We start from the raw sequence: 20,012 nt of genomic DNA, 5'->3' as shown, positions 1-20,012 counted from the left end.
CGGGAAAACGCCCTGCGGCCCGCTCAATCTCCAGCGATGGTCATCCCGTCGACGCGCAAGGTCGGCACGTTGATGGCGCGGTGCCATTCCAGGTCGTTGGCGGCGCTGAGGCCCGCGAACATCGCCAGCAGGTTGCCCGCCACCGTGAACTCCGCGATCGGTCCTGCAATCTGACCGCCGACGATGCGGAAGCCCGAAGCGCCCCGGCTGTAATCGCCGGTCACGCCGTTGACGCCGTGGCCGATCAGTTCGGTGATGTAGACCCCGTCCTCGATGTCCGCCATCAGCGCTTCCGGCGTCGCCGTGCCGGGCTGGAGATGCAGGTTGCCCACCGAGACGCCCGGCGCCCCGCCGCCGCCGCGCGCGGCGTGGCCGGTCGGCGCAAGCCCGAGCTGGCGGGCCGAGGCGCTGTCCAGCAGCCAGCCGGTCAGGCGGCCGTCTTCCACCAGGTTGCGCGTCCGCGTGGCCAGTCCCTCGCCGTCGAACGGGCGCGAACGCAGGCCGCGCCGCGTGTGGGGTTCCTCCACCAGGACGATGCCCGGCGCGAAGATCTGCTCTTCCAGGCGGTCGAGCAGGAAGCTGGAGCGGCGCGCGATGGCGCTGCCGGAAATGGCGCCCGTGAGATGACCGATCAGCGAGCCGCCCACCCGCGGGTCGAAGACGACCGGCATTGGCCCGCTGGCCATGCGCCCCGGATTGAGGCGGGCCACCGCGCGTTCGCCGGCCAGCGCGCCGATCTCGGCGGGCGGCGGCAGATCCTCGCGGTGATGCGCCGAGCGCCAGGCATAGTCGCGCTGCTTGGCCGAACCTTCTCCCGCCACGATCGACACGCTGACCGAGTGGCTGGTGGAGCCATAGGCGCCGGCAAAGCCATGGCTGGTGGCGAGCGCGAAGACACCGCTGCCGGCGCTGGCGGTGGCGCCATCGGAGTTGGAGACGCCGGCAATCGCGCGGGCGGCTTCCTCCGCCTCCAGCGCGGCGGCGCGCAGCGCCTGCGGGCTGGGCTCGGCCGGGTCCAGCAGGTCGAGTTCGGGCCAGGGCGCGCGGGTCAGCAGGTCTTCAGGCGCCAGCCCCGCGAAAGCGTCTTCGGGCGCTGCCTTGGCCATGGACAGGGCGCGGGCGGCGAGTTCGTCGAGCGCCTGGGGGGAAAGATCGGAGGATCCGATGCTGGCCGAACGCCTGCCGACGAAGACGCGCAGGGAAATATGCTCGCTTTCGGACCTTTCGACATCTTCCAGATTGCCCAGGCGCACCTGGATCCCCTCGGACGAACTGGCGCCGAACACGGCGTCGGCGGCATCGGCGCCGGCCTTGCGTGCACGGTCGGCGAGGTCCTGGGCGCGGTCGAGCGCTTCCTGGGGGCTGAGCATCTCTTCGGGTCTCCATGCCCTGCGAGACCGGCGCGATACCGGCACAGGGGGAGCGCAGCCCTAAACTCCGCGGCGGCCGAGCGCAAATCTCGCGTGAGGATCGTTCACGCCGTCAGCAGGGAAAGGCCCTTGAACAGCCCGGTGATCGCGAAAGGCAGCCCGATCGCCAGCACCCACAGGAGTATGCGGTCGCGGCGGAAATAAGGGCCCAGCACGGGATCGTGGGCCTGCTCGTCGTCCAGCCGGTTCCAGCGCGCCTCGAACCGGCGGCAGGCCGGAATGATCGCGACCACCAGGATCACCAGCGCAAGATAGGGCAGCAGCGATTCGCCGTGGGCCTTGAGCGCGCCCACCGTCACGAAAATCTGCAATGCGGTGTAGACCAGCAGGGCATAGGCGATGTTGTCGCTCATCTTGCGGCGCCAGTCGGTCTTCGACCAGTCGTGCATGGAACCGCCTTCGGGCGCCACGGGCTTGTCGGGAAGATGGCCGCCGCGCGATGCGGCAAGCGGATCGGGCAGGGAACCGCGCGCATCCAGGGTTCGGTTCCGGGGCAGGATCCCGGTGCGAGGCGCCGTATCTTGTTTGCCGATCCTGTCCATCATGGTTGTCCCGTCTTGTCTGCGACCTTTGATCTATCCTGGAACCCACTAGATCACTTGAGCGCGTGGATTTCAAGTTTACCCTACAACCCGCAACAATCTTGCCCGGTTCCGCAAATGCGCCGAACCATGCAGGAAACCTGCCATTTGCCTCCATATCCGGGAATTGCCCGCTTGCCGAGCAACGGGGGCATGCGTAAACCGCTCTGAACATGACCGGAACCACCGAACTCCCCCCGCACCCGGCTGACTCCGGGCCGGACCGCCAAGGTGCAGGCCACCACGTGCCAACCGTCGCCGAAGCCGGCGGACTCGAAGTGATCTCGATCGCCAAGAGCTACGACAAGCGCGCGGTGCTTACCGACATCTCGCTGTCCGTCGCCAAGGGAGAGGTTCTCGGCCTGCTCGGCCCCAACGGCGCCGGCAAGACGACCTGTTTCTATTCGATCATGGGCCTGGTGCGCCCCGATTCGGGCCGCATCCTGATGGACGGCGTCGACGTGACGCGCCTGCCGATGTACCGCCGCGCCGTGCTCGGCCTCGGTTACCTGCCGCAGGAAACCTCCATCTTCCGCGGCCTGACGGTGGAACAGAACATCGGCGCCGTGCTCGAACTCAACGAGCCCGACAAGAACGTCCGCGCCAGCGAGCTGGAACGCCTGCTTGACGAATTCGGCCTCACCCGCCTGCGCTCCAGCCCGGCCATGGCGCTTTCGGGCGGCGAGCGCCGCCGCTGCGAAATCGCGCGCGCGCTGGCGGCCAAGCCCTCGATCATGCTGCTGGACGAACCGTTCGCCGGCATCGACCCGCTGTCCATCTCCGACATCCGCGACCTCGTGCGCGATCTCAAGACGCGCGGCATCGGCGTGCTCATCACGGACCACAACGTGCGCGAGACGCTCGACATCGTCGACCGTGCCTGCATCATCTACGGCGGCCAGGTCCTGTTCGCCGGCAGCCCCGAAGCCCTGGTGGCGGACGAAAACGTGCGCCGGCTGTACCTCGGCGAAGGCTTCACGCTGTGACCCTCGCGGCAGGCTCATGCCTGTCGAAAGGCCCGCTCACGCAGGCCCGCTAGGCCATGGCCCTGGGACCGCGCCTGGACCTCAGGCAAAGCCAGTCGCTGGTCATGACCCCGCAGCTCCAGCAAGCGATCAAGCTGCTGGCGCTGTCCAACCTCGAAGTGGAAACCTTCATCGGCGAAACGCTGGAGGCCAACCCCCTGCTCGACGTGGGCGGCGAACCGGCTGCACCGGCCTCCGAAACCGTCGACGTGCCCGAGGAAGCGCGCCGCACCACGCTTGAGGAATCGCCAGTGGACCGGCTCATCGGCGAAGGACGGGGAGAGGACGACCGCCCGCTCGATATCGACGCTTCCGCGCTCGATCGCGACCGCGACACCGGGGAATGGTCCGCCGACCTGCGCCTCGGCGGCGGCGAGGAACTGCCCGCCATCGAGGAACGCGGCCGGGGCGAAGCGACCTTGGTGGAGCACCTCGAAGCGCAAGTCGGCGCTGCCACCGGCGACCCTCTGCTGGCCGGGATCGCCCGCTACCTGATCGGGCAACTGGACGAAGCGGGCTACCTGCCGGTTGCGCTCGCGGAAATCGCGGAAGACCTCGCCATCGATCAGGCCGAGGCGGAGGCGGCACTGGCCGTCGTCCATTCGCTCGATCCCACCGGCGTCGGCGCGCGAACCCTGTCCGAATGCATCGCTCTCCAGGCGCGGGAGGCCGACCGCCTCGACCCGCTGATGGCGCGGCTGATCGACAATCTCGACTTGCTCGCGCGCGGCGAACTGGCCCGGCTCAAGCGCATCTGCGGCGTGGACGACGAGGATTTCGCCGACATGCTGTCCGAGCTGCGCGGCTACGACCCGAAACCCGGCCTGCGCTTCGGCGGCGAACCCAGCGCTGCGGTCACCCCGGATATCCTCGTCACGCCGCGCAGCGACGGCGGCTGGAATGTCGCCGTCAACCAGGCCAGCCTGCCGCGCCTGATCGTCAACCGCAGCTACTACGTGGAATTGAAAGGCACATGCGCCGACAAGGGCTCGCGCGCCTGGCTCTCGGAAAAGCTGGCGGATGCGAACTGGCTGATCAAGGCGCTGGACCAGCGGCAGAAGACCATCCTGAAAGTCGCCAGCGAACTGGTGAAGCAGCAGGAAGGCTTTTTCAGCGGCGGCATATCGCAGCTCAGGCCGTTGACTTTGCGCACCGTGGCCGAGGCGATCGGCATGCACGAATCGACCGTCAGCCGCGTCACCTCGAACAAATATCTCAGCTGTCCGCGCGGGACTTACGAACTGAAGTTCTTCTTCACCTCGGGCGTCGCCGCCGCCGGCGGGGAAGGCGCTTCGGCCGAAGCGGTCAAGGCGGCCATCCGCCGCCTTGTCGACGCCGAAGATCCCAAAGCCATCCTGTCCGACGATGCCCTGGTGGACCTGCTGAAGGACAAAGGCTTCGAACTGGCCCGCCGCACCGTCGCCAAGTACCGCGAGGCCATCGGGCTGGGCAGTTCGGTGCAGCGCCGCCGCCAGAAGGCTATTGCTGCGGTGCGGTAAGAACTAAGCAAGCAGATGATAAACAAGACATGTTAAATGCTTGTTGTGCTTAGTATAATTTTATTTGAATTGTTTCGATTCGTGATAGCCTTCTTTCCATGAAGTGCACCGGACTTGCGACCAACCGCAAGCTCGTGACGTCGCAAGAACGCGGTGTACCCATGGAGAGGATTGCCGATGTCCTACGTCGATCGACATTCCACAAAAAGTCTGGCCAACGGAAGCCAGAAGGCGCTCACCGGCGGCATCGTGGCCTTGATACAGGGTGGACTCGTTCTCGCCCTGGTCAACGGTTTCGCGGTCACCCTGCTCAGGAGCGATCCGCCGAAGAACCCCGAAGCGACCCAGATCAGGCTGGAACCTATCCCGGTTCCACCTCCGCCCGAACCCCAGGCGCAGCCCGATAGGCCCGTGGATCAGCCGCTGCTGACCGCCCCGACGCCGCGAATCCAGCTTCCTGCCCAGGATCCGGTTCAGGTCTCCACCACGGTGCCCACGGCCACGCCCAGTTCCTTCGAACCCACGGAGAGAGTCGCGGTGGCGCTGCCCACGCCAACCGAGACCCCGGCCCGGTTCCAGCCGCGCGGGGCGCTTCCCAGCAATGCCGCATCGGGCTGGGTCACCACGCAGGACTACCCCACCGCGGATTTGCGCGCCGAACACCAGGGCAGCGTCCATTTCAGGCTCGACATCGATGCGCGCGGGCGCGTCAGCCAATGCGCCATCGTCGCGTCGAGCGGCTTCACCGGCCTCGACGAGGCCACCTGCAAATACGTCAGCAGGCGTGCCCGGTTCGAACCGGCCACCAATGCCGAAGGCCAGGCCGCCTCCGGTAGTTACCTGGGGACGATCCGCTGGATCATCCCGCGGGACTGACCTCGAAACCCCCAGAGGTCACCCGCCCGGAGCGGCACCGCTTCCGCACTTTGTGTGCCGCTCCGGCTGATGCTCCCGCCCTCGGTGGGGGATGGGCCTGCTTCGCATGTCGCGGAGCAGGCCCGCTTCTTTCATTACCCGCTTGTCTCATGGCCCGGACCGGTCCTTCTCGGGACAATTCCCTAGCCCCCCTTCGGACTTGATACACCGCATCGCTTTAGCTCTCGGCAGCAACGCCCTTTTCCGCCGGGAGCCGCCTGATGATTCCGAAGAGCTTCCATTTTATCTGGGTGGGCGACGAGGCCCGCCGCCCCGACAATTGCATCGAGACCTGGCGCGCGGCCCATCCCGATTGGCAGTTCCGCCTCTGGGGCAATGCCGAACTGGACGGGCGCAACTGGGTGAACGCGGCTCACATGCGGCAGATGGCCCCGCGCGAACTCAACGGCGTGGCAGACATGATGCGCTGGGAAATCCTGCTCGAACATGGCGGCCTGGTTTTCGATGCCGATTCGATCTGCCTGCGCCCGCTCGACGAAGCCCTGCTCGACTGCGAGGCGTTCGCCTGCTGGGAAAGCGAAATCGCCCGTCCCGGCCTGATCGCCGCCGGCTATTTCGGATGCGAGGCCGGCAATGGCTTCGTGCGGCAAATCGTCGAGGACATCGCCGCCAGCCCCTCGGTTATCGGCGACATGGCCTGGAAAACCGTGGGTCCGCAGCGCCTGACCGACTGCTACCGCAAGTTCGCCTATACCCCGCTGCGCATTTATCCGAGCCACATGTTCATCCCGCGCCACTTCACGGGCGTGACGTATGGCGGCAGCGACCCGGTCTATGCCCATCAACTCTGGGGTTCCACCCTGCGCACTTACGAGGACATGCACAGGACCGACATCGGCGCCATGGCAAGCCAGTCCCGGCAGCCCCCGGAAACGACGCCTTCATCGTCGCCGGCAGTGACAGCACCCACTCCGGCAATGCCATCGCCACCACCCCCGCCGCGCGCATCTCCGCTCGAAGGCATCCACGCCCCGTACTTCCTGCAGCGCGTGCAAGTGGGCGCCGAACTGGCCTCGCTCGGCAGGATGGAGGTTCTCGCCAGCCTGCTCGCCGGTCAGCGGGTGCTGCATGTGGGCTGCGCGGACTGGCCGATTACCGATCCGCGAACCTCGCTTCATGTCCAGCTTGAAGCGCATTGCCGGCAACTCGATGGGCTCGATCCCCATGGCGAGGCGCTGGAACAGCTGCGGCCGTTCGTGACAGGACGGCTGTTCACCGACTTCGCGCAAGTCACTGACAGCTACGATGTCGTGCTCGTTCCCGAAGTGATGGAGCATGTCGCGGATGTCGAGGCGTTCCTCGGTGAGATCGCGGCGGTGGACGCCAATCTCTTCCTCATTTCCGTGCCCGACGCCTTCCAGTGCCGGTCGCGCCATTTCGACTACGTGGCCGAAACCGAGACGTTCCTGGAAGCCGTCCACCCGGACCACAACGTCTGGTATACGCCTTATACTTTCGCCAATACCCTGCGGAAATACAGCGGCCTGGAATTGCAGAGGATGTGGTTCTTCAACCGCATCTCGCTCCTCGCGCTTCTGAGCAAGCCGGTGCAGGCCGCGCCGCCGTGAGCGAAGCCCGGGGGCAGCAACCCTCGGCCGAGAGCCGCAACACGCCACCTTCATGCATCTCTACGACTCCATCACACTCGGCTTGCTGGAGCGCTCGATCATGCCGGTCGTGCTCTGCCCGTCCCACGTATAGAAGGCGTGGCTCTGCTGGACGAGCGGGAAGTCCGCGGGCCAATCCACCGGCTTGGCGAACCCGCCGCGCGAACGGACATTGACGAATGTCGTGCCCGCGATCGCCACGCGGCGGCCGTCGACGGTTTCGAGCACGCAGGACACATCCTCGCCGCCGGTGACGAAGCGGCGCAGCCACGGCACTTCCACCGGGCGCGCCGGGGTGTGGACACCGTCGGTATCGATGATCCAGCCCTCGGCATAGTTCGGCTCCCCATCCTCGCGCGGGGGATAGATATTGAAGCCGAAGGCGCGGCCATCCGGAAAGACCGCCGATTGCCAGCAATGGCCCCAGAAGCCGGCGAAGGCGCGAAAGCCGGTGCGCCGAATGCGCAGCCCGTTGCCCTTGAACGGGCGGCCCACGCCGTCGACGGTGACCGTGCCGCTGCAGCGAAAGAGCTGCTCGTAGCGCGGGCTCATGAAGCTGCCCTGCTCGCCGCCAAGCGCTGCGGCCGCTTCGGGCAGGAGCGATCCCGGCACCCAGGGCGGCGCGGCCATGTCCATTTCGGCCGCGATCTCCAGGTCGCTCCAGCGGGTTTCCTTGAAATCGGGATCGTCGATTATGGCCTGTGCCGAAGTTTCCGCCGCCTGCCCCCGGTAGGAGACGGTCCAGCGGCGGAAGGGGTCCTCGCATTCGAAGCGAACCGGGCCGGTACCGCGCACCGTCGGGCGGCCATCGGCACCATGAGGTGCATGAACCGCTCCGTCCCCGCGTTTCGAGAGCAGGCGGCCATCGGCAAAGGCAACGTCGAGCCAGAATTCGTGCCTGTCCCAGGCATTGCCGACCGCCTCGACGCCGATCCGCATGGCGAAGAGGCCGTTCTCCTCCTCGATCCACACGTTCACGGCATCGCGCAGCCCGTCATCGGGCTTTTCCGCGACGACGAACTCGCGTTCTTCCGGGACGCCGCCGGTGAGATCGAATGCTGCGGTGGCCATGGCTCTCCCTTCCCTGTGTCGGGAAAGGAGGCTGTCATGGCGAAGACGTCAGGTCACGCCCGGGCGCGTACGCCGGGGCGATGACTCGTCAGGCGTAGGGCGGCTTGTGAAGACCCTGGGGGCTGGTGGTGAAGATCTCGCAGCCGGTTTCGGTGATGCCGATCGAATGCTCGAACTGCGCCGACAGCGACTTGTCGCGCGTCACTGCCGTCCAGCCGTCGGACAGCAGCTTTACCGGCGGCTTGCCCAGGTTGATCATCGGTTCGATGGTCATGAACATGCCGGGCTTCAGCAGCGGCCCGGTGCCGGGGCGGCCGGCATGCACGACTTCGGGTGCGTCGTGGAACAGGCGGCCGAGGCCGTGGCCGCAGAATTCGCGCACGACGCCGTAACGGAACGACTCGGCATAGGCCTGGATCGCCGCGCCGATGTCACCCACGCGGTTGCCGGGCCGGGCCTGCTCGATGCCGATCATCAGGCATTCGTACGTCACCTCGACCAGGCGACGCGCCTTCAGCGAGACATCGCCCGCCAGGTACATGCGGCTGGTGTCGCCGTGCCAGCCGTCCAGCAGCGGCGTAACGTCGATATTGACGATATCGCCGTCCTTTATCGCCTTGTCGGAGGGAATTCCGTGGCAGACCACATGGTTGATCGAGATGCAGCACGAATGGGCATAGCCGCGGTAGCCCAGGGTGGCGGGCACGGCGGCGCCGTCCAGCGTAAGTTCGCGCACTTTGTCGTCGATGGCGGCCGTGGTCACGCCCGGCTGCACCATCGGTGCGATCTCGTCGAGGATCATGGCGGCAAGGCGGCCGGCCTTGCGCATGCCCTCGAAGCCCTCGGGGCCGTGCAGCTTGATGGTGCCGTCGCGCAGGACGGTTTCGCTTCCGGGTTCGACGGTCTGGTATTCGGTCATGAGGGCTACATAACAATTGCGCGCGCAAAATGCGAGATCACGCGTGAGCGCGCGCTATTGCCTTTTCCGCCTCGCTATTTCGCCACCGAGAAACTGGATCGATACTGCGGCTTGAGAGCGGCCATGACCGCGCCCGTAACCGGCACCGTCACTTCATAGCTGCCCTCGGCATAAGGGCCGGCATTGTAGGGCGGCACGAGCAGCCCAATGCGGTCGAACGTCTGCCGGTTGGTCGAGCCCAGGATCACCACCTGCTCCACCGGATCGATGCATTCTGAGAACATCTCGTCGCTCTTGTCGATCGGGCCCCCGCGGCGCTTGACGCGCTCCTTGTCGAGCGCGGCGCAGAACGGGGTGCGCAGCGCCTTGGACAGGGCTTCCTTGCTGGTGAAGAGGTCGCTCGGCTTGCGCGCGGTTTCGGCATGGCGATCCCAGAGAAGCCCGTCGAAAGCGGTCATGCCGTGAGCGCCGCCCGAATAGACGTAGGATTCCGAGGACAGCGAGAGCCACCCCGGCAGGCTGGTCACGACCTTCCAGTCCTCGCCGTAGCTGTAGGCGTGGTAAGGGAAGTCGTTCTTCTTCGCTTCGGCCTGCCCTTCTCTGGCGCTGCTCACCAGATCCGCGCGGGACGTGTCGAGCTGCTGGTCAAGATTGGCCTTGAGCCCCGGAATGGCGCCTGCGGCATCGGGATAGGAATAGGAGAATTCGTAAAGATCGTTCTCGGTCTTCTCCGCGCGGCCGCCGCCCACGACGAGGTCACCGGCCTCGGTGCTGGTCTCCGTCGTCGTTTCGGTAGCGCTCTCGGTCTGGGCCGAAATCCCGGCCGATGCGGTTTCCGACGGGGCAGGAGCGGACTTTTCGCCCTTGCAGCCGCTCAGCAGCAGGGCCGCAGTTGCAGCGGAGACAAGACACCAGGCACCAGATCGCATCATTTTTCCTCTCGGCTCATGCTCGCAGCAAGGCTAGAGAATGGGACCATGACCGACAAGAACGCATTGATTCAGCCCGATCGCGGCCAGAAGGCCGTCGCCATCCACCTCGTTTCCAAGGACGGGGAGAAGGATGGACTGGAACAATTCATCAAGGGCCTGTCGGTTTCGCAGCGCGCCGCGCTCGAAGCGCAGAAATTCGTGGGCGATGCGGGAAGCCATGCGATCCTTCCCGATGGTGACGGCTGGCTTGTGGCCGCAGGCGTATCCGATCCGGCCAGGCTCACCACCTGGTGCCTGGCGAAACTGGCCGATGTCCTGCCCGCCGGCACTTATCGCCGCGCCGGCGGCGAGGGCGCCAAGGCCGAGATCGGCAAGGCCGCGCTGGGCTGGATCGCCGGGCAATACCGTTTCGACCGCTACCGCTCCGAGCCGTCCGAGGAAGGTCCGCGCATTCTCCTGACCACCGAGGTCAAGGCGATCGACGCGATGATCGCCGAGGGCGAGGCGATCGAGCTGGTCCGCGATCTCGTCAACACCCCGGCCGAGGACATGGGCCCGGGCCAGCTCGAAACCGAGGCGGAATCGCTCGCCAAGGCCTTCCGCGCGGAGGTGAAGATCACCCGCGGAGAAATGCTGGAGCGCGAATACCCGATGGTCCATGCCGTCGGCCGTGCGGCTGGCCGTGCCCATGCACCGCGCCTGATCGAGCTGGAATGGGGCGATCCCAAGCATCCCAGGATCGCCGTCGTCGGCAAGGGCGTCTGTTTCGATTCGGGGGGCCTCGACATCAAGCCCGGCGCGGGAATGCTGCTGATGAAGAAGGACATGGGCGGCGCCGCTCACGCCCTTGCCCTCGCCCGCCTGATCATGGGCGCGAACCTGCCGGTGCGCCTGCATCTGGTGATCCCGGCGGTGGAGAACGCCATCGCCGGCAATTCCTTCCGCCCCGGAGACGTGCTGCGCAGCCGCGCCGGCATCACCGTGGAAATCGGCAATACCGATGCCGAAGGCCGCCTGATCCTGGGCGACGCGCTGACCCGCGCCGGCGAGAAGGAGCCTGAACTGGTGATCGACTTCGCCACGCTCACCGGCGCCGCGCGCGTCGCCGTCGGCCCGGACCTGCCCGCCCTGTTCGCCCGCGATGACAAGACCGCGCAGGACATTCTCGATGCCGGGCTTTCCGTGGACGATCCCTGCTGGCGCCTGCCGCTCTACGATGGCTACCGCGAATACCTGAAGTCCGACATTGCCGACATCAACAATGCCGGCTCCAGCGGCTTCGCCGGGGCCAGCACGGCGGCGTTGTTCATGGACCGTTTCGTGCCGAAGGGCATGGACTGGGCCCACTTCGACACGTTCGCCTGGCGTCCCGCCGCCAAGCCCGGCCGTCCCAAGGGTGGAGACGCCCTCGGCCTGCGGGCGGCGTGGCTGATGTTGCAGCGGCGCTACACCGGCGACGGCCGCTGAACTTGCGTCTTGGCCATGCCCCCGCTAAGCGCGCGCATCTTTGCATTTGGAGAAGCACCCGCGTTGGCCACTGAGGATTCCTATACCCGCCCTCCCCGGATCGATGGACTGCTGGCCATGACCGGACCGAGTGTGACCGCGGATCCCGGATGCCTTCCCGTGCGCGGCGATCTGGCGCACATCAAGCTGGCCGGTCTCTACTTCGTGCCGCACTATGCCGTGCCGATGCCGCACGTGGTGCTGGACGGCGCCGTGCTGCAGGTGATGAGCCGCGCCGATGCCGAAGCGATTCGCGACCTGCCCTCGGGCGACACGTTCAACGTGCTCGACATGGCGGGCAACTGGGCTTGGGGCCAGCTGGGCGAAGACGGCCAGGTCGGCTATGTCGCGCTCGACGCATTGAAGGCACATAGCTGATGACGAAGACGGTCTTCATCGACGGCGCCGCCGGAACCACCGGGCTCGAGATCGCCGAACGGCTTGCCGGCCGCGCCGAGTTCGAACTGATCGTCCTCGATGAAGCGCGCCGCAAGGACGACACGGCCCGCGCCGAAGCGCTGAACGCGGCTGACTTCGTGATCCTCTGCCTGCCCGACGATGCCGCCAAAGCTGCCGTGGGCATGATCCGCAATGAGACCACCCGCGTGATCGATGCGTCCTCGGCGCACCGCGTGGCGCCGGACTGGACCTACGGTTTCCCGGAAGTGATCGGCCGCGACGCGGTTGCAGCCGCCCGCTTCGTCAGCAATCCGGGCTGCTACCCGACCGGCTTCATCGGCCTCGTCGCGCCGCTGGTGAAGGCGGGGCTGCTGCCTGCCGACTGGCCTTACGTCTGCCACGCCGTCTCGGGCTATTCCGGCGGCGGCAAGGCACTGATCGCCCGTTTCGAGGAAGACCGCGACGTGGCCTTCCGCGCCTATGGCCTGGCGCTCGGCCACAAGCATGTGCCTGAGATGGTCGCTCATGTCGGCCTGTCTATCGAACCGATCTTCGCGCCGGCCGTCGTCCCCGCGCACCGCGGCATGCTGGTGGAAGTGCCGCTGCACTTGTCCGCCATGCCCAAGGCCGGATCGCCGGCCGATCTTCGCGCCGCCCTGGCCGATTTCTATGCGGACAGCACGATCGTCTCCGTGATCGACGACCAGCCCGACGAGCTGCTGCTGCGCGCCTCGATGGCGCCGGTGGACACGCTGACGCTGCGCGTACTGGGTGCCAGCGACGGTTCCCAGGCGCGCCTCGTCGCCATGCTCGACAATCTCGGCAAGGGCGCGAGCGGCGCTGCGGTGCAGAACCTCAACCTCATGGCGGGCCTCCCCGAGACCGCCGGGCTGAGACTCTAAACCCCAATACGTCGACCGCGCAAAGAAGGCGCCGGAAGCCCCAGCGGTTTCCGGCGCCTTCTTGCGTTAGCTTATAGGCCTCGCTTTTCGCCTGCCCCTTCCCGTGCCCCTTCCCCCGTTCGTTCCTCCAGCTTTCCCCACCTCTTCGTCATTGCGAGCGCAGCGAAGCAATCCAGGGCGGCGCGGCGCGACTCTGGATTGCTTCGCTGCGCTCGCAATGACGAAGGTGGGTGCTGCACTCGCAGAGCAGGTAGGCATGGGCCAGCACGGGGGTGACGGGTTCGAAGCAAGCCTTCCCTCGCCCCCACAGCACCCGTGCACAATTTTGAGGCAGGGCGTGCCCGAAACTTGAACACATAATGTCGCCAACCTGGCGCCGCTCGCATGACTCAGAGCATTTGGGATGTCGAAACCTACGATTCCGGTCTTTTCGCGGCTGCACAGTTGGCCTACGAGAGGGCCATCCGCATTGGCACGATTCTTGATGGGAATCGCGCGCGAGGCATCTGGTTCCCGGACCGGAATTGTCTTCGGAAAAAGATCCGGGACCATGCAGGGGTCAACACAGGCGTGAAAAAGATCGAAGCTATCATCAAGCCGTTCAAGCTGGACGAAGTGAAGGAAGCACTGCACGAAGTTGGCGTTTCGGGCATCACCGTCACGGAAGCCAAGGGCTTCGGCCGCCAGAAGGGCCATACCGAACTCTATCGCGGCGCCGAATACGTCGTCGACTTCCTGCCCAAGGTGAAGCTCGAAGTGGTCGTTCCCGACGCATTGGCCGAACGCGTGGTGGAAGCCATTGCCGACGCCGCGCAAACGGGACGCATCGGTGACGGCAAGATCTTCGTCGTGCCGGTCGAAACCGCCGTGCGCATCCGCACCGGCGAGCGGGACGACGACGCCCTGTAAATCACGGGAAGCGAAAAGGCTTCGCCCGCGATGGATTTTCGAGAGCGCAGGACCAGAAGGGCGGGCTTTCCCGCCGCCTGTCGCATCCAAGCCGGCGTGTGCCGGAATTCGATTGCCCGGCTTCGGCAGGATCGAAATGATCCTCCGGGCCGGATCGGGACGAACCGGCGGGGGCCGGGTCTTCCCGTGGACAATGCAACACCAAAGCCTCTTTCGGGATCGGAAGAGCATCACTGGAGACTACTCTAATGGCTAGTGCAAAGGACGTCCTCAAGAGGATCAAGGACGAAGAGATCGAGTGGGTTGACCTGCGTTTCACCGACCCCAAGGGCAAGTGGCAGCACCTCACCATGGTCGCTTCGATCCTCGGCGAGGACGAGCTGGAAGACGGCCTGATGTTCGACGGTTCGTCGATCGAAGGCTGGAAGGCCATCAACGAGTCGGACATGATCCTCAAGCCCGACCTCGACGCCGTCTACGTCGATCCGTTCTCGGCCACCCCGATGCTCATCCTGTTCTGCGACATCGTGGAACCCTCGACCGGCGATCTCTACGCCCGCGATCCGCGCTCGACCGCGAAGCGCGCCGAGGCCTTCGTCAAGTCGGCCGGTTTCGGCGACACCGTCTATGTCGGCCCGGAAGCCGAATTCTTCATGTTCGACGACGTGAAGTTCTATGACGGCTACGAAGGCAACGGCTTCAAGCTGGACGACATCGAACTGCCGGGCAACTCGGACAAGTCGTACGACACGGGCAACCTGGCCCACCGTCCGCGCGCCAAGGGCGGCTACTTCCCGGTCGCTCCGGTCGACTCGGCCGTCGACATCCGCGGCGAGATGGTCACCACCATGCTCGAAATGGGCCTGCCCTGCGACAAGCACCACCACGAAGTGGCGGCTGCCCAGCACGAACTCGGCCTGACCTTCGGCACGCTGGTCACCACCGCCGACCGCATGCAGATCTACAAGTACGTCGTCCACATGGTCGCGCAGGCCTATGGCAAGACCGCCACGTTCATGCCGAAGCCGATCATGAAGGACAACGGCTCGGGCATGCACACCCACATCTCGATCTGGGACAAGGGCAATCCGCTGTTCGCTGGTAACGGCTATGCCGGTCTTTCCGATATGTGCCTGTACTTCATCGGCGGCGTCATCAAGCACGCCAAGGCCCTGAACGCCTTCACCAACCCGACCACCAACAGCTACAAGCGCCTGGTGCCGGGCTACGAAGCCCCGGTTCTGCTGGCCTACTCGGCCCGCAACCGCTCGGCCTCGTGCCGCATCCCCTACGGTGCGGGCGACAAGGCAAAGCGCGTGGAATTCCGCTTCCCCGACGCGATGGCCAACCCCTACCTCTGCTACGCCTCGCTGCTCATGGCCGGCCTCGACGGGATCAAGAACAAGATCCACCCGGGCGAAGCCATGGACAAGAACCTCTACGATCTGCCGCCGGCCGAACTCGCCGAAGTGCCGACCGTCTGCGGTTCGCTGCGTGAAGCACTCGACTCGCTCCAGGCCGACCATGCCTTCCTTCTCGAAGGCGGCGTGTTCACCGTGGACCAGATCGAATCCTACCTCGAACTGAAGTGGCCGGAAGTGCTGCGTTGGGAAACCACGCCGTCGGCCGTCGAGTTCGACATGTACTACAGCGCCTGATCGCGCTTCCTTCCTCCCGTTTCTTCGGAAAGGGGGAAGGAGCATCAGTTCGCCGAGTGGGGCGCCCGGAGCAATCCGGGCGCCCTTTTCGTTGGCCGTCCGAGCGCATCCGCAGCAGGCGGAGACCGGCTCCCTCGACCGACCGCGCCTCACCCCGCACGAAAAAGAACCTTTGCGCTCAGTGCGAAACCGGGCGGACAGCCCGCTCCTGCCGCGCGACGTTCCGCCGCGACGCTTGGCGACAATCGTGACAGGAACAGCTATCATCCCGCCGCGTTGCCCCCGCAAAGGAGAAGCAGCGATGCCTAGGACTCGCAGGCCCAGTACGCGCAGGCCCAGTGCCCGCAAGCCCAGTACGCGCAAGCCAAGCACCGGCAAGATCGTCACCGGGGTAACCGCCCTGCTCGCCTCCGTGGCGATCGGCATCGCAGGCGGCCACATGGCAAGCGCGCAAGCGGCGCAGGACCGGCCCGGCGAGAGCCGTCCCCAGGGCGACCAGCCGCGGTCGGAGCAGCAGCATGCCGAACAGGCACGGCGCACCCAGCCGGAGCGTCAGACGGGCGGCGACCGCGTCCCGCCGCATGCCGAAGCCCAGAACCGCGAAACCGCCCAGCGCGAGCAGCGCCAGCAGGAAGCGGCCCGCCGCGAGCAGGACCGGGGCGACCGGGAGCGCCGTGCGCCCACACAAGGTGATCGGCCTGCAGAGGGGAACCGTCCCGCCCAGCAGGATCCCGAAGCCCGGCGCGCCGATCGGCCTCAGGTCCCACCGAAGGAGCGCGGCAGCACGCCGCCGGCCGACTCGCCCGAGGGTCGCCCGCATGAAACCCGCGTCGATCCCGGCCTGACCCCGCCCGCACCGCGCGGTGATGTCCGGCAGGTAAGCTACAGGGACGGGCGCGGCCACGAATTCCGCGTCCCCACCAACGACCGCGTGAAGGTGGTCACCGGCCGGCAGGACGCGAGCTGGACCGCCCCGGGCAGGAGTCAGGCGATCGAGGGTTGCCCGGCCGTCATTTCCGGCAAGTACCAGGGCTGCAACCTGCCACCCCGCACGCACCCGCCGGAAAAGGCCTGGCACGACCCGCGCTGGTTCTCCCGCGATTTCGATGACGACACCCGCTATCGCTACAGCGAAGGCTACCTGCTGCGCCTGGGCGGAGCGAGTGGCGGCGCCCCCGGCGGAAGCAGCGCCGTGGTCGGCTACACGCCGCTGCTCGGCGGCGCGCTGACCGTGGGCCGCGCATGGCCCGGCACTTACCGGCCTGTCGCGCTGCCCGGCTACTACACCCGCTACTACGGGCTCGGCGGCGAAGGCTCCTATCGCTACTACGACAACACGATCTACCGCGTGAATGCGGGCGATGCGGCCGCTGCCGATCCCACCATCACCGGCATAGCGGCCCTGCTGCTGGGCGAGACGATCCGGATCGGCCAGCCCATGCCGGGCGGCTACGACGTCTACAATGTCCCCGGCCGCTACCGCGACCAGTACCGCGACGGTCCTGACGCACTCTATCGATATAGCGACGGCTACATCTACCAACTCGAACCCGCCACACGCCTGGTGCGGGCCGCCATCGAACTGATCGCCTGAACGGCGTCAGGAGGGGAATTCATGCGCAAGACCGATCTCGCACTCACGCTGCTGGCCGCCGCCGGCCTCTCGCTGGCCGCCTGCTCCGACAGGAACAGCCCGGAGGGACAGGCCAGCGCCACCGCCGATGCGGCTGCCGCCGTGTCCGAGACCCTGCCGCAGGCGCTCGACAATGCCGCCGGCCTCCAGACCGTGGCCGAAGCGCTCAAGGAAACCGGCATCGAGGGCGTGTTCCAGGAAAAGGGCAGCTACACCCTGATCGCCCCGGAGGACGACGCCTTCGCAAAGCTGGGCGATCCCGGCAAGCAACTGACCGAGGCCGACGATCACGCCGCACTGGCGGCGCTGCTCAAGGACCACATGCTCACCGGCTACATGACCCCGCAGGACATCTCCGCCGCCATCAAGTCCAGCAAGGACGGCAAAGTCCTGATCTCCACCCTGGGCGGCGGCACTCTGACCTTCACGCAGGCCGGCGGCATCGTCAACGTCTCAGCCGAAGACGGCACCCAGGCCAGCTTCGACGGCGATCCCGTGACCGGGGGATCGAGCATCGCCATTCCCGTGACCGGGGTTCTCAAGAAGCTCTAGCAGGTTCGGCCTTTGCGCCTTTGCACGACAGGTTCGCTTGCACAGTGCCATGGGCGTGACCATAAGTCGCGGCCATGCGTATTCTTCTTGTCGCCGCGCTGCTCGCCGGAACCGCCGCCCCCGCTTTCGCCCAGACCGTCACGAATGCCGATGCGCCGATGAAGGCGTCGGGGACCGTAACGGGAGCCGGCACGCCGCCCGCCCCGATCCTCACCACGCCCGAGGCGAAGGACGTGTGGACGCATGCCGAGCCGCAAGTGGCCCGCGTCACCCATGTCGCGCTGGACCTGGACGTCGATTTCGCGACGAAGACGCTGGGCGGCAGCGCCGTGCTGGACATCCTGGCGGCGCCGGGCGCCACCCGGATCGTGCTCGATGCACGGGATCTCGATATTTCCGCGATCACCGACGAGGCGGGCAAGCCGCTCCGGTGGACGCTCGGCCGCAAGGACGCGGACAATGCGGACATCGGCTCGGCACTGACCGTCGAACTCGCCGGGGCCAGCCGGATCCGTATAACCTATCGCTCCATGCCGGGCGCGACTGCGCTGCAATGGCTGCCGCCGGAAATGACCTTCGGCAAGAAGAAGCCGTTCCTGTTCAGCCAGGGCCAGGCCATTCTCAACCGCTCGTGGGTGCCGACGCAGGACAGCCCCGGCATCCGCCAGACCTGGGAAGCCACCTTGCGCGTCCCCGGCGATCTCGTGGCGGTGATGAGCGCGGAAAAGCTCTCGGGCGACAAGGGCGAACTGCTCTCCGACGGCCGGCGCGCCTTCCGCTTCCGCATGGACAAGCCGGTGCCGCCCTATCTCATCGCCTTCGCCGTGGGCGACCTGAAGTTCAAGACACTCGGCCCCCGCTCCGGCGTCTGGACCGAGGCGCCGATGCTGGACAAGGCGGCCAGGGAATTCGTCGATGTGGAGAAGATGATCGACGCCGCCAGCAAGCTCTACGGCCCGTATCGCTGGGGCCGCTACGACATGCTGCTGCTGCCCCCGGCCTTCCCCTATGGCGGCATGGAAAATCCCATGCTCACGTTCCTGACCCCCACGATCGTCACTGGCGACCGTTCGAACACCGACGTCGTCGCTCATGAACTGGCGCATTCCTGGTCGGGCAACCTGGTCACCAATGCGACCTGGTCGGACTCCTGGCTGAACGAAGGCTTCACCACCTACTTCGAGAACCGGATCATGGAGTCGCTCTACGGCAAGGAGCAGGCCGCCACGTATGCCGACCTCGACTGGGACGTGATGAGCCGCGAAATCGCGGCCGGTGGCGGCCAGACCGGCGCCGTCACTCGTCTTCACGGCGATCCCGGCGCGGGCGAGGTGGACTATACCAAGGGCTCGAACTTCCTGCGCATGATCGAGCATACCGTGGGCCGCGCGAAGTGGGATGCCTATCTCACCTCCTATTTCGACCGCCACGCCTTCCAGCCCCAGACCACTGCGGGCTTCCTCGCCGACTTGCGCGAACGCCTGCTGAAAGGCCAGCCGGAGCTGGAACTCTCGCTCCAGCTCGACCGCTGGTCCTATGGTGCGGGCCTTCCCGACAACGCGGTCCATGTGCAGAGCGAGACGCTGGCGAAAGTCGACGCGCGGCTGGCGGCCTTCAATGGCGGCGGACCGGCCAGCGCCGTCGAGACGAAGGGCTGGACCACGCAGGAATGGCTGCGTTTCCTCAACGGCATCGACCGCCGGCAGACGCCTGCGCGCCTGGCCGAACTGGACAAGACGCTGGGGCTTTCCGCTTCGGGAAATGCTTATATCCAGTCGGCCTGGTTCGAACTGGCCATCGCCAACCGCTACGATCCTGCCCTCCCCTTCCTGCGCCGCTACCTTTCGCAGATCGGGCGCGGGTTGCTGGTCTATCCGCTCTACAAGGGCCTGATGAAGCAGGACGAATGGGGCCAGCCGAAGGCGCGCGCCTTCTTCGAGGAAGCCCGGCCGACCTACCATCCCTCCACCGCCGCAGGCATCGCGCGGATCGTCGCGGCGGGGGCAGCACAGGAGTAACCCCGCCATGTCTTCTCCCACCCCGGGCCGTTTCGGCAATGCCCCCGGCCCCGCCGTGTTCGAGGCGCTTGCCCATGCCGCCTTCGCGCGCATTCCCGAGCCCTTCGCCCGGCACCTCGAAGGCATCACCGTCCACGTCGAGGAATTCGCGGACGAGGAGACCCTCCATGCCGTGGGGCTGGAGGACGCCTGGGAACTGACCGGCCTTTACCACGGCCGCCCGCTCGACGAGGAATCGGTCTGGGTCGCCGGAGAATTCCGCCCGCGCATCACGCTCTACCGGCAACCGCTGCTGGCCGAATGGTGCGAGACGGGGGTGACGCTGGAAGACCTCGTCACTCATGTGGTGGTGCATGAAGTCGGCCATCATTTCGGCCTTTCGGACGAGGACATGCACGGGCTGGAGGATGAAGCGTAATCTGCTCTGCGGGAGAG

At 66.4% G+C, this 20,012-nt stretch carries 18 protein-coding genes; 13 read left to right on the top strand and 5 right to left on the bottom strand.

Going from position 1 to position 20,012, the window contains the following annotated elements; all coding sequences use genetic code 11:
- Positions 1-23: 23 nt before the first annotated feature.
- Both EDF58_RS09480 and EDF58_RS09475 read right to left on the bottom strand, forming a co-directional pair.
- Entirely contained in the window at positions 24-1,370 is a 1,347-nt protein-coding gene (locus tag EDF58_RS09480; RefSeq protein ID WP_132264797.1) for a TldD/PmbA family protein, read from the bottom strand.
- Between the two features lie 104 nt (positions 1,371-1,474).
- A complete protein-coding gene (locus tag EDF58_RS09475) occupies positions 1,475-1,975 on the bottom strand; it encodes a hypothetical protein (protein ID WP_243654153.1) in 501 nt (166 codons plus the stop codon).
- Between the two features lie 209 nt (positions 1,976-2,184).
- Here EDF58_RS09475 and lptB point away from each other — a divergent pair, with 209 nt between their 5' ends.
- The 4 genes from lptB to EDF58_RS09455 all read left to right on the top strand — a co-directional run bounded on the left by lptB (position 2,185) and on the right by EDF58_RS09455 (position 7,039).
- Positions 2,185-2,997 (top strand): LPS export ABC transporter ATP-binding protein, encoded by an 813-nt coding sequence (gene lptB / locus EDF58_RS09470; protein ID WP_243654152.1) that lies wholly within the window; start codon positions 2,185-2,187, stop codon positions 2,995-2,997.
- Positions 2,998-3,053: 56 nt separating this feature from the next.
- Positions 3,054-4,535, top strand: a complete 1,482-nt coding sequence (gene rpoN, locus EDF58_RS09465) for an RNA polymerase factor sigma-54 (RefSeq protein WP_132264793.1) — start codon at positions 3,054-3,056, stop codon at positions 4,533-4,535.
- Positions 4,536-4,712: 177 nt separating this feature from the next.
- Entirely contained in the window at positions 4,713-5,411 is a 699-nt protein-coding gene (locus EDF58_RS09460; protein ID WP_132264791.1) for an energy transducer TonB, read from the top strand.
- A 260-nt stretch (positions 5,412-5,671) separates the two neighbouring features.
- Positions 5,672-7,039: a glycosyltransferase gene (locus EDF58_RS09455; protein ID WP_132264789.1), complete on the top strand. Its 1,368-nt coding sequence runs from the start codon at positions 5,672-5,674 to the stop codon at positions 7,037-7,039.
- Positions 7,040-7,099: 60 nt separating this feature from the next.
- Here the strand turns inward: EDF58_RS09455 and EDF58_RS09450 are convergent, their stop codons facing one another.
- From EDF58_RS09450 to EDF58_RS09440, 3 genes are all read right to left on the bottom strand, one after another.
- Positions 7,100-8,149 (bottom strand): hypothetical protein, encoded by a 1,050-nt coding sequence (locus EDF58_RS09450; RefSeq protein WP_132264787.1) that lies wholly within the window; start codon positions 8,147-8,149, stop codon positions 7,100-7,102.
- A gap of 88 nt (positions 8,150-8,237) precedes the next feature.
- Positions 8,238-9,068 carry a type I methionyl aminopeptidase gene (map, locus tag EDF58_RS09445; RefSeq protein WP_132264786.1) on the bottom strand — a complete coding sequence of 277 codons (831 nt, stop codon included), beginning with the start codon at positions 9,066-9,068 and terminating at the stop codon, positions 8,238-8,240.
- Positions 9,069-9,142: 74 nt separating this feature from the next.
- Positions 9,143-9,997: a DUF4163 domain-containing protein gene (locus EDF58_RS09440; protein WP_132265317.1), complete on the bottom strand. Its 855-nt coding sequence runs from the start codon at positions 9,995-9,997 to the stop codon at positions 9,143-9,145.
- A 48-nt stretch (positions 9,998-10,045) separates the two neighbouring features.
- Here EDF58_RS09440 and EDF58_RS09435 point away from each other — a divergent pair, with 48 nt between their 5' ends.
- The 9 genes from EDF58_RS09435 to EDF58_RS09390 all read left to right on the top strand — a co-directional run bounded on the left by EDF58_RS09435 (position 10,046) and on the right by EDF58_RS09390 (position 19,995).
- Complete coding sequence (locus EDF58_RS09435; protein WP_132264784.1) at positions 10,046-11,467, top strand: leucyl aminopeptidase family protein; 1,422 nt, start codon at positions 10,046-10,048, stop codon at positions 11,465-11,467.
- 117 nt (positions 11,468-11,584) lie between these two features.
- A complete protein-coding gene (locus EDF58_RS09430) occupies positions 11,585-11,884 on the top strand; it encodes an SH3 domain-containing protein (protein WP_132264783.1) in 300 nt (99 codons plus the stop codon).
- Entirely contained in the window at positions 11,884-12,807 is a 924-nt protein-coding gene (argC, locus tag EDF58_RS09425; protein ID WP_132264781.1) for an N-acetyl-gamma-glutamyl-phosphate reductase, read from the top strand. The genes EDF58_RS09430 and argC overlap by 1 nt, the downstream gene beginning before the upstream one ends.
- 570 nt (positions 12,808-13,377) lie before the next feature.
- Positions 13,378-13,716 (top strand): P-II family nitrogen regulator, encoded by a 339-nt coding sequence (locus EDF58_RS09415; protein ID WP_008832116.1) that lies wholly within the window; start codon positions 13,378-13,380, stop codon positions 13,714-13,716.
- 248 nt (positions 13,717-13,964) lie between these two features.
- The gene (glnA, locus tag EDF58_RS09410) at positions 13,965-15,374 is read left to right on the top strand and encodes a type I glutamate--ammonia ligase (protein WP_132264777.1); all 1,410 of its coding nucleotides are present in this window, start codon (positions 13,965-13,967) and stop codon (positions 15,372-15,374) included.
- 301 nt (positions 15,375-15,675) lie between these two features.
- Complete coding sequence (locus tag EDF58_RS09405; RefSeq protein ID WP_132264775.1) at positions 15,676-16,968, top strand: hypothetical protein; 1,293 nt, start codon at positions 15,676-15,678, stop codon at positions 16,966-16,968.
- Between the two features lie 21 nt (positions 16,969-16,989).
- On the top strand, positions 16,990-17,559 hold the full coding sequence (locus EDF58_RS09400; RefSeq protein ID WP_132264773.1) for a fasciclin domain-containing protein: 570 nt from the start codon (positions 16,990-16,992) through the stop codon (positions 17,557-17,559).
- A gap of 74 nt (positions 17,560-17,633) precedes the next feature.
- Positions 17,634-19,577 (top strand): M1 family metallopeptidase, encoded by a 1,944-nt coding sequence (locus EDF58_RS09395; RefSeq protein ID WP_132264771.1) that lies wholly within the window; start codon positions 17,634-17,636, stop codon positions 19,575-19,577.
- A gap of 7 nt (positions 19,578-19,584) precedes the next feature.
- Positions 19,585-19,995 carry a metallopeptidase family protein gene (locus EDF58_RS09390; protein WP_132264769.1) on the top strand — a complete coding sequence of 137 codons (411 nt, stop codon included), beginning with the start codon at positions 19,585-19,587 and terminating at the stop codon, positions 19,993-19,995.
- Positions 19,996-20,012: the final 17 nt, after the last annotated feature.

Source organism: Novosphingobium sp. PhB57 (assembly GCF_004342985.1).
In the GTDB taxonomy this organism is placed as follows: domain Bacteria; phylum Pseudomonadota; class Alphaproteobacteria; order Sphingomonadales; family Sphingomonadaceae; genus Novosphingobium.
Note: the sequence above shows the minus strand (reverse complement) of the source record. Positions and strands in the feature narration are given on the sequence as shown.

What these genes read in the sequence shown, in the direction of transcription:
- EDF58_RS09450 (WP_132264787.1), bottom strand. Translation starts at nt 8,149, where the DNA reads ATGGCCACCGCAGCATTCGATCTCACCGGCGGCGTCCCGGAAGAACGC.
- EDF58_RS09435 (WP_132264784.1), top strand. Translation starts at nt 10,046, where the DNA reads ATGACCGACAAGAACGCATTGATTCAGCCCGATCGCGGCCAGAAGGCC.
- EDF58_RS09390 (WP_132264769.1), top strand. Translation starts at nt 19,585, where the DNA reads ATGTCTTCTCCCACCCCGGGCCGTTTCGGCAATGCCCCCGGCCCCGCC.
- lptB (WP_243654152.1), top strand. Translation starts at nt 2,185, where the DNA reads ATGACCGGAACCACCGAACTCCCCCCGCACCCGGCTGACTCCGGGCCG.
- glnA (WP_132264777.1), top strand. Translation starts at nt 13,965, where the DNA reads ATGGCTAGTGCAAAGGACGTCCTCAAGAGGATCAAGGACGAAGAGATC.
- map (WP_132264786.1), bottom strand. Translation starts at nt 9,068, where the DNA reads ATGACCGAATACCAGACCGTCGAACCCGGAAGCGAAACCGTCCTGCGC.
- EDF58_RS09430 (WP_132264783.1), top strand. Translation starts at nt 11,585, where the DNA reads ATGACCGGACCGAGTGTGACCGCGGATCCCGGATGCCTTCCCGTGCGC.
- EDF58_RS09480 (WP_132264797.1), bottom strand. Translation starts at nt 1,370, where the DNA reads ATGCTCAGCCCCCAGGAAGCGCTCGACCGCGCCCAGGACCTCGCCGAC.
- rpoN (WP_132264793.1), top strand. Translation starts at nt 3,054, where the DNA reads ATGGCCCTGGGACCGCGCCTGGACCTCAGGCAAAGCCAGTCGCTGGTC.
- EDF58_RS09400 (WP_132264773.1), top strand. Translation starts at nt 16,990, where the DNA reads ATGCGCAAGACCGATCTCGCACTCACGCTGCTGGCCGCCGCCGGCCTC.
- EDF58_RS09475 (WP_243654153.1), bottom strand. Translation starts at nt 1,975, where the DNA reads ATGATGGACAGGATCGGCAAACAAGATACGGCGCCTCGCACCGGGATC.
- EDF58_RS09460 (WP_132264791.1), top strand. Translation starts at nt 4,713, where the DNA reads ATGTCCTACGTCGATCGACATTCCACAAAAAGTCTGGCCAACGGAAGC.
- EDF58_RS09405 (WP_132264775.1), top strand. Translation starts at nt 15,676, where the DNA reads ATGCCTAGGACTCGCAGGCCCAGTACGCGCAGGCCCAGTGCCCGCAAG.
- EDF58_RS09395 (WP_132264771.1), top strand. Translation starts at nt 17,634, where the DNA reads ATGCGTATTCTTCTTGTCGCCGCGCTGCTCGCCGGAACCGCCGCCCCC.
- EDF58_RS09455 (WP_132264789.1), top strand. Translation starts at nt 5,672, where the DNA reads ATGATTCCGAAGAGCTTCCATTTTATCTGGGTGGGCGACGAGGCCCGC.
- argC (WP_132264781.1), top strand. Translation starts at nt 11,884, where the DNA reads ATGACGAAGACGGTCTTCATCGACGGCGCCGCCGGAACCACCGGGCTC.
- EDF58_RS09440 (WP_132265317.1), bottom strand. Translation starts at nt 9,997, where the DNA reads ATGCGATCTGGTGCCTGGTGTCTTGTCTCCGCTGCAACTGCGGCCCTG.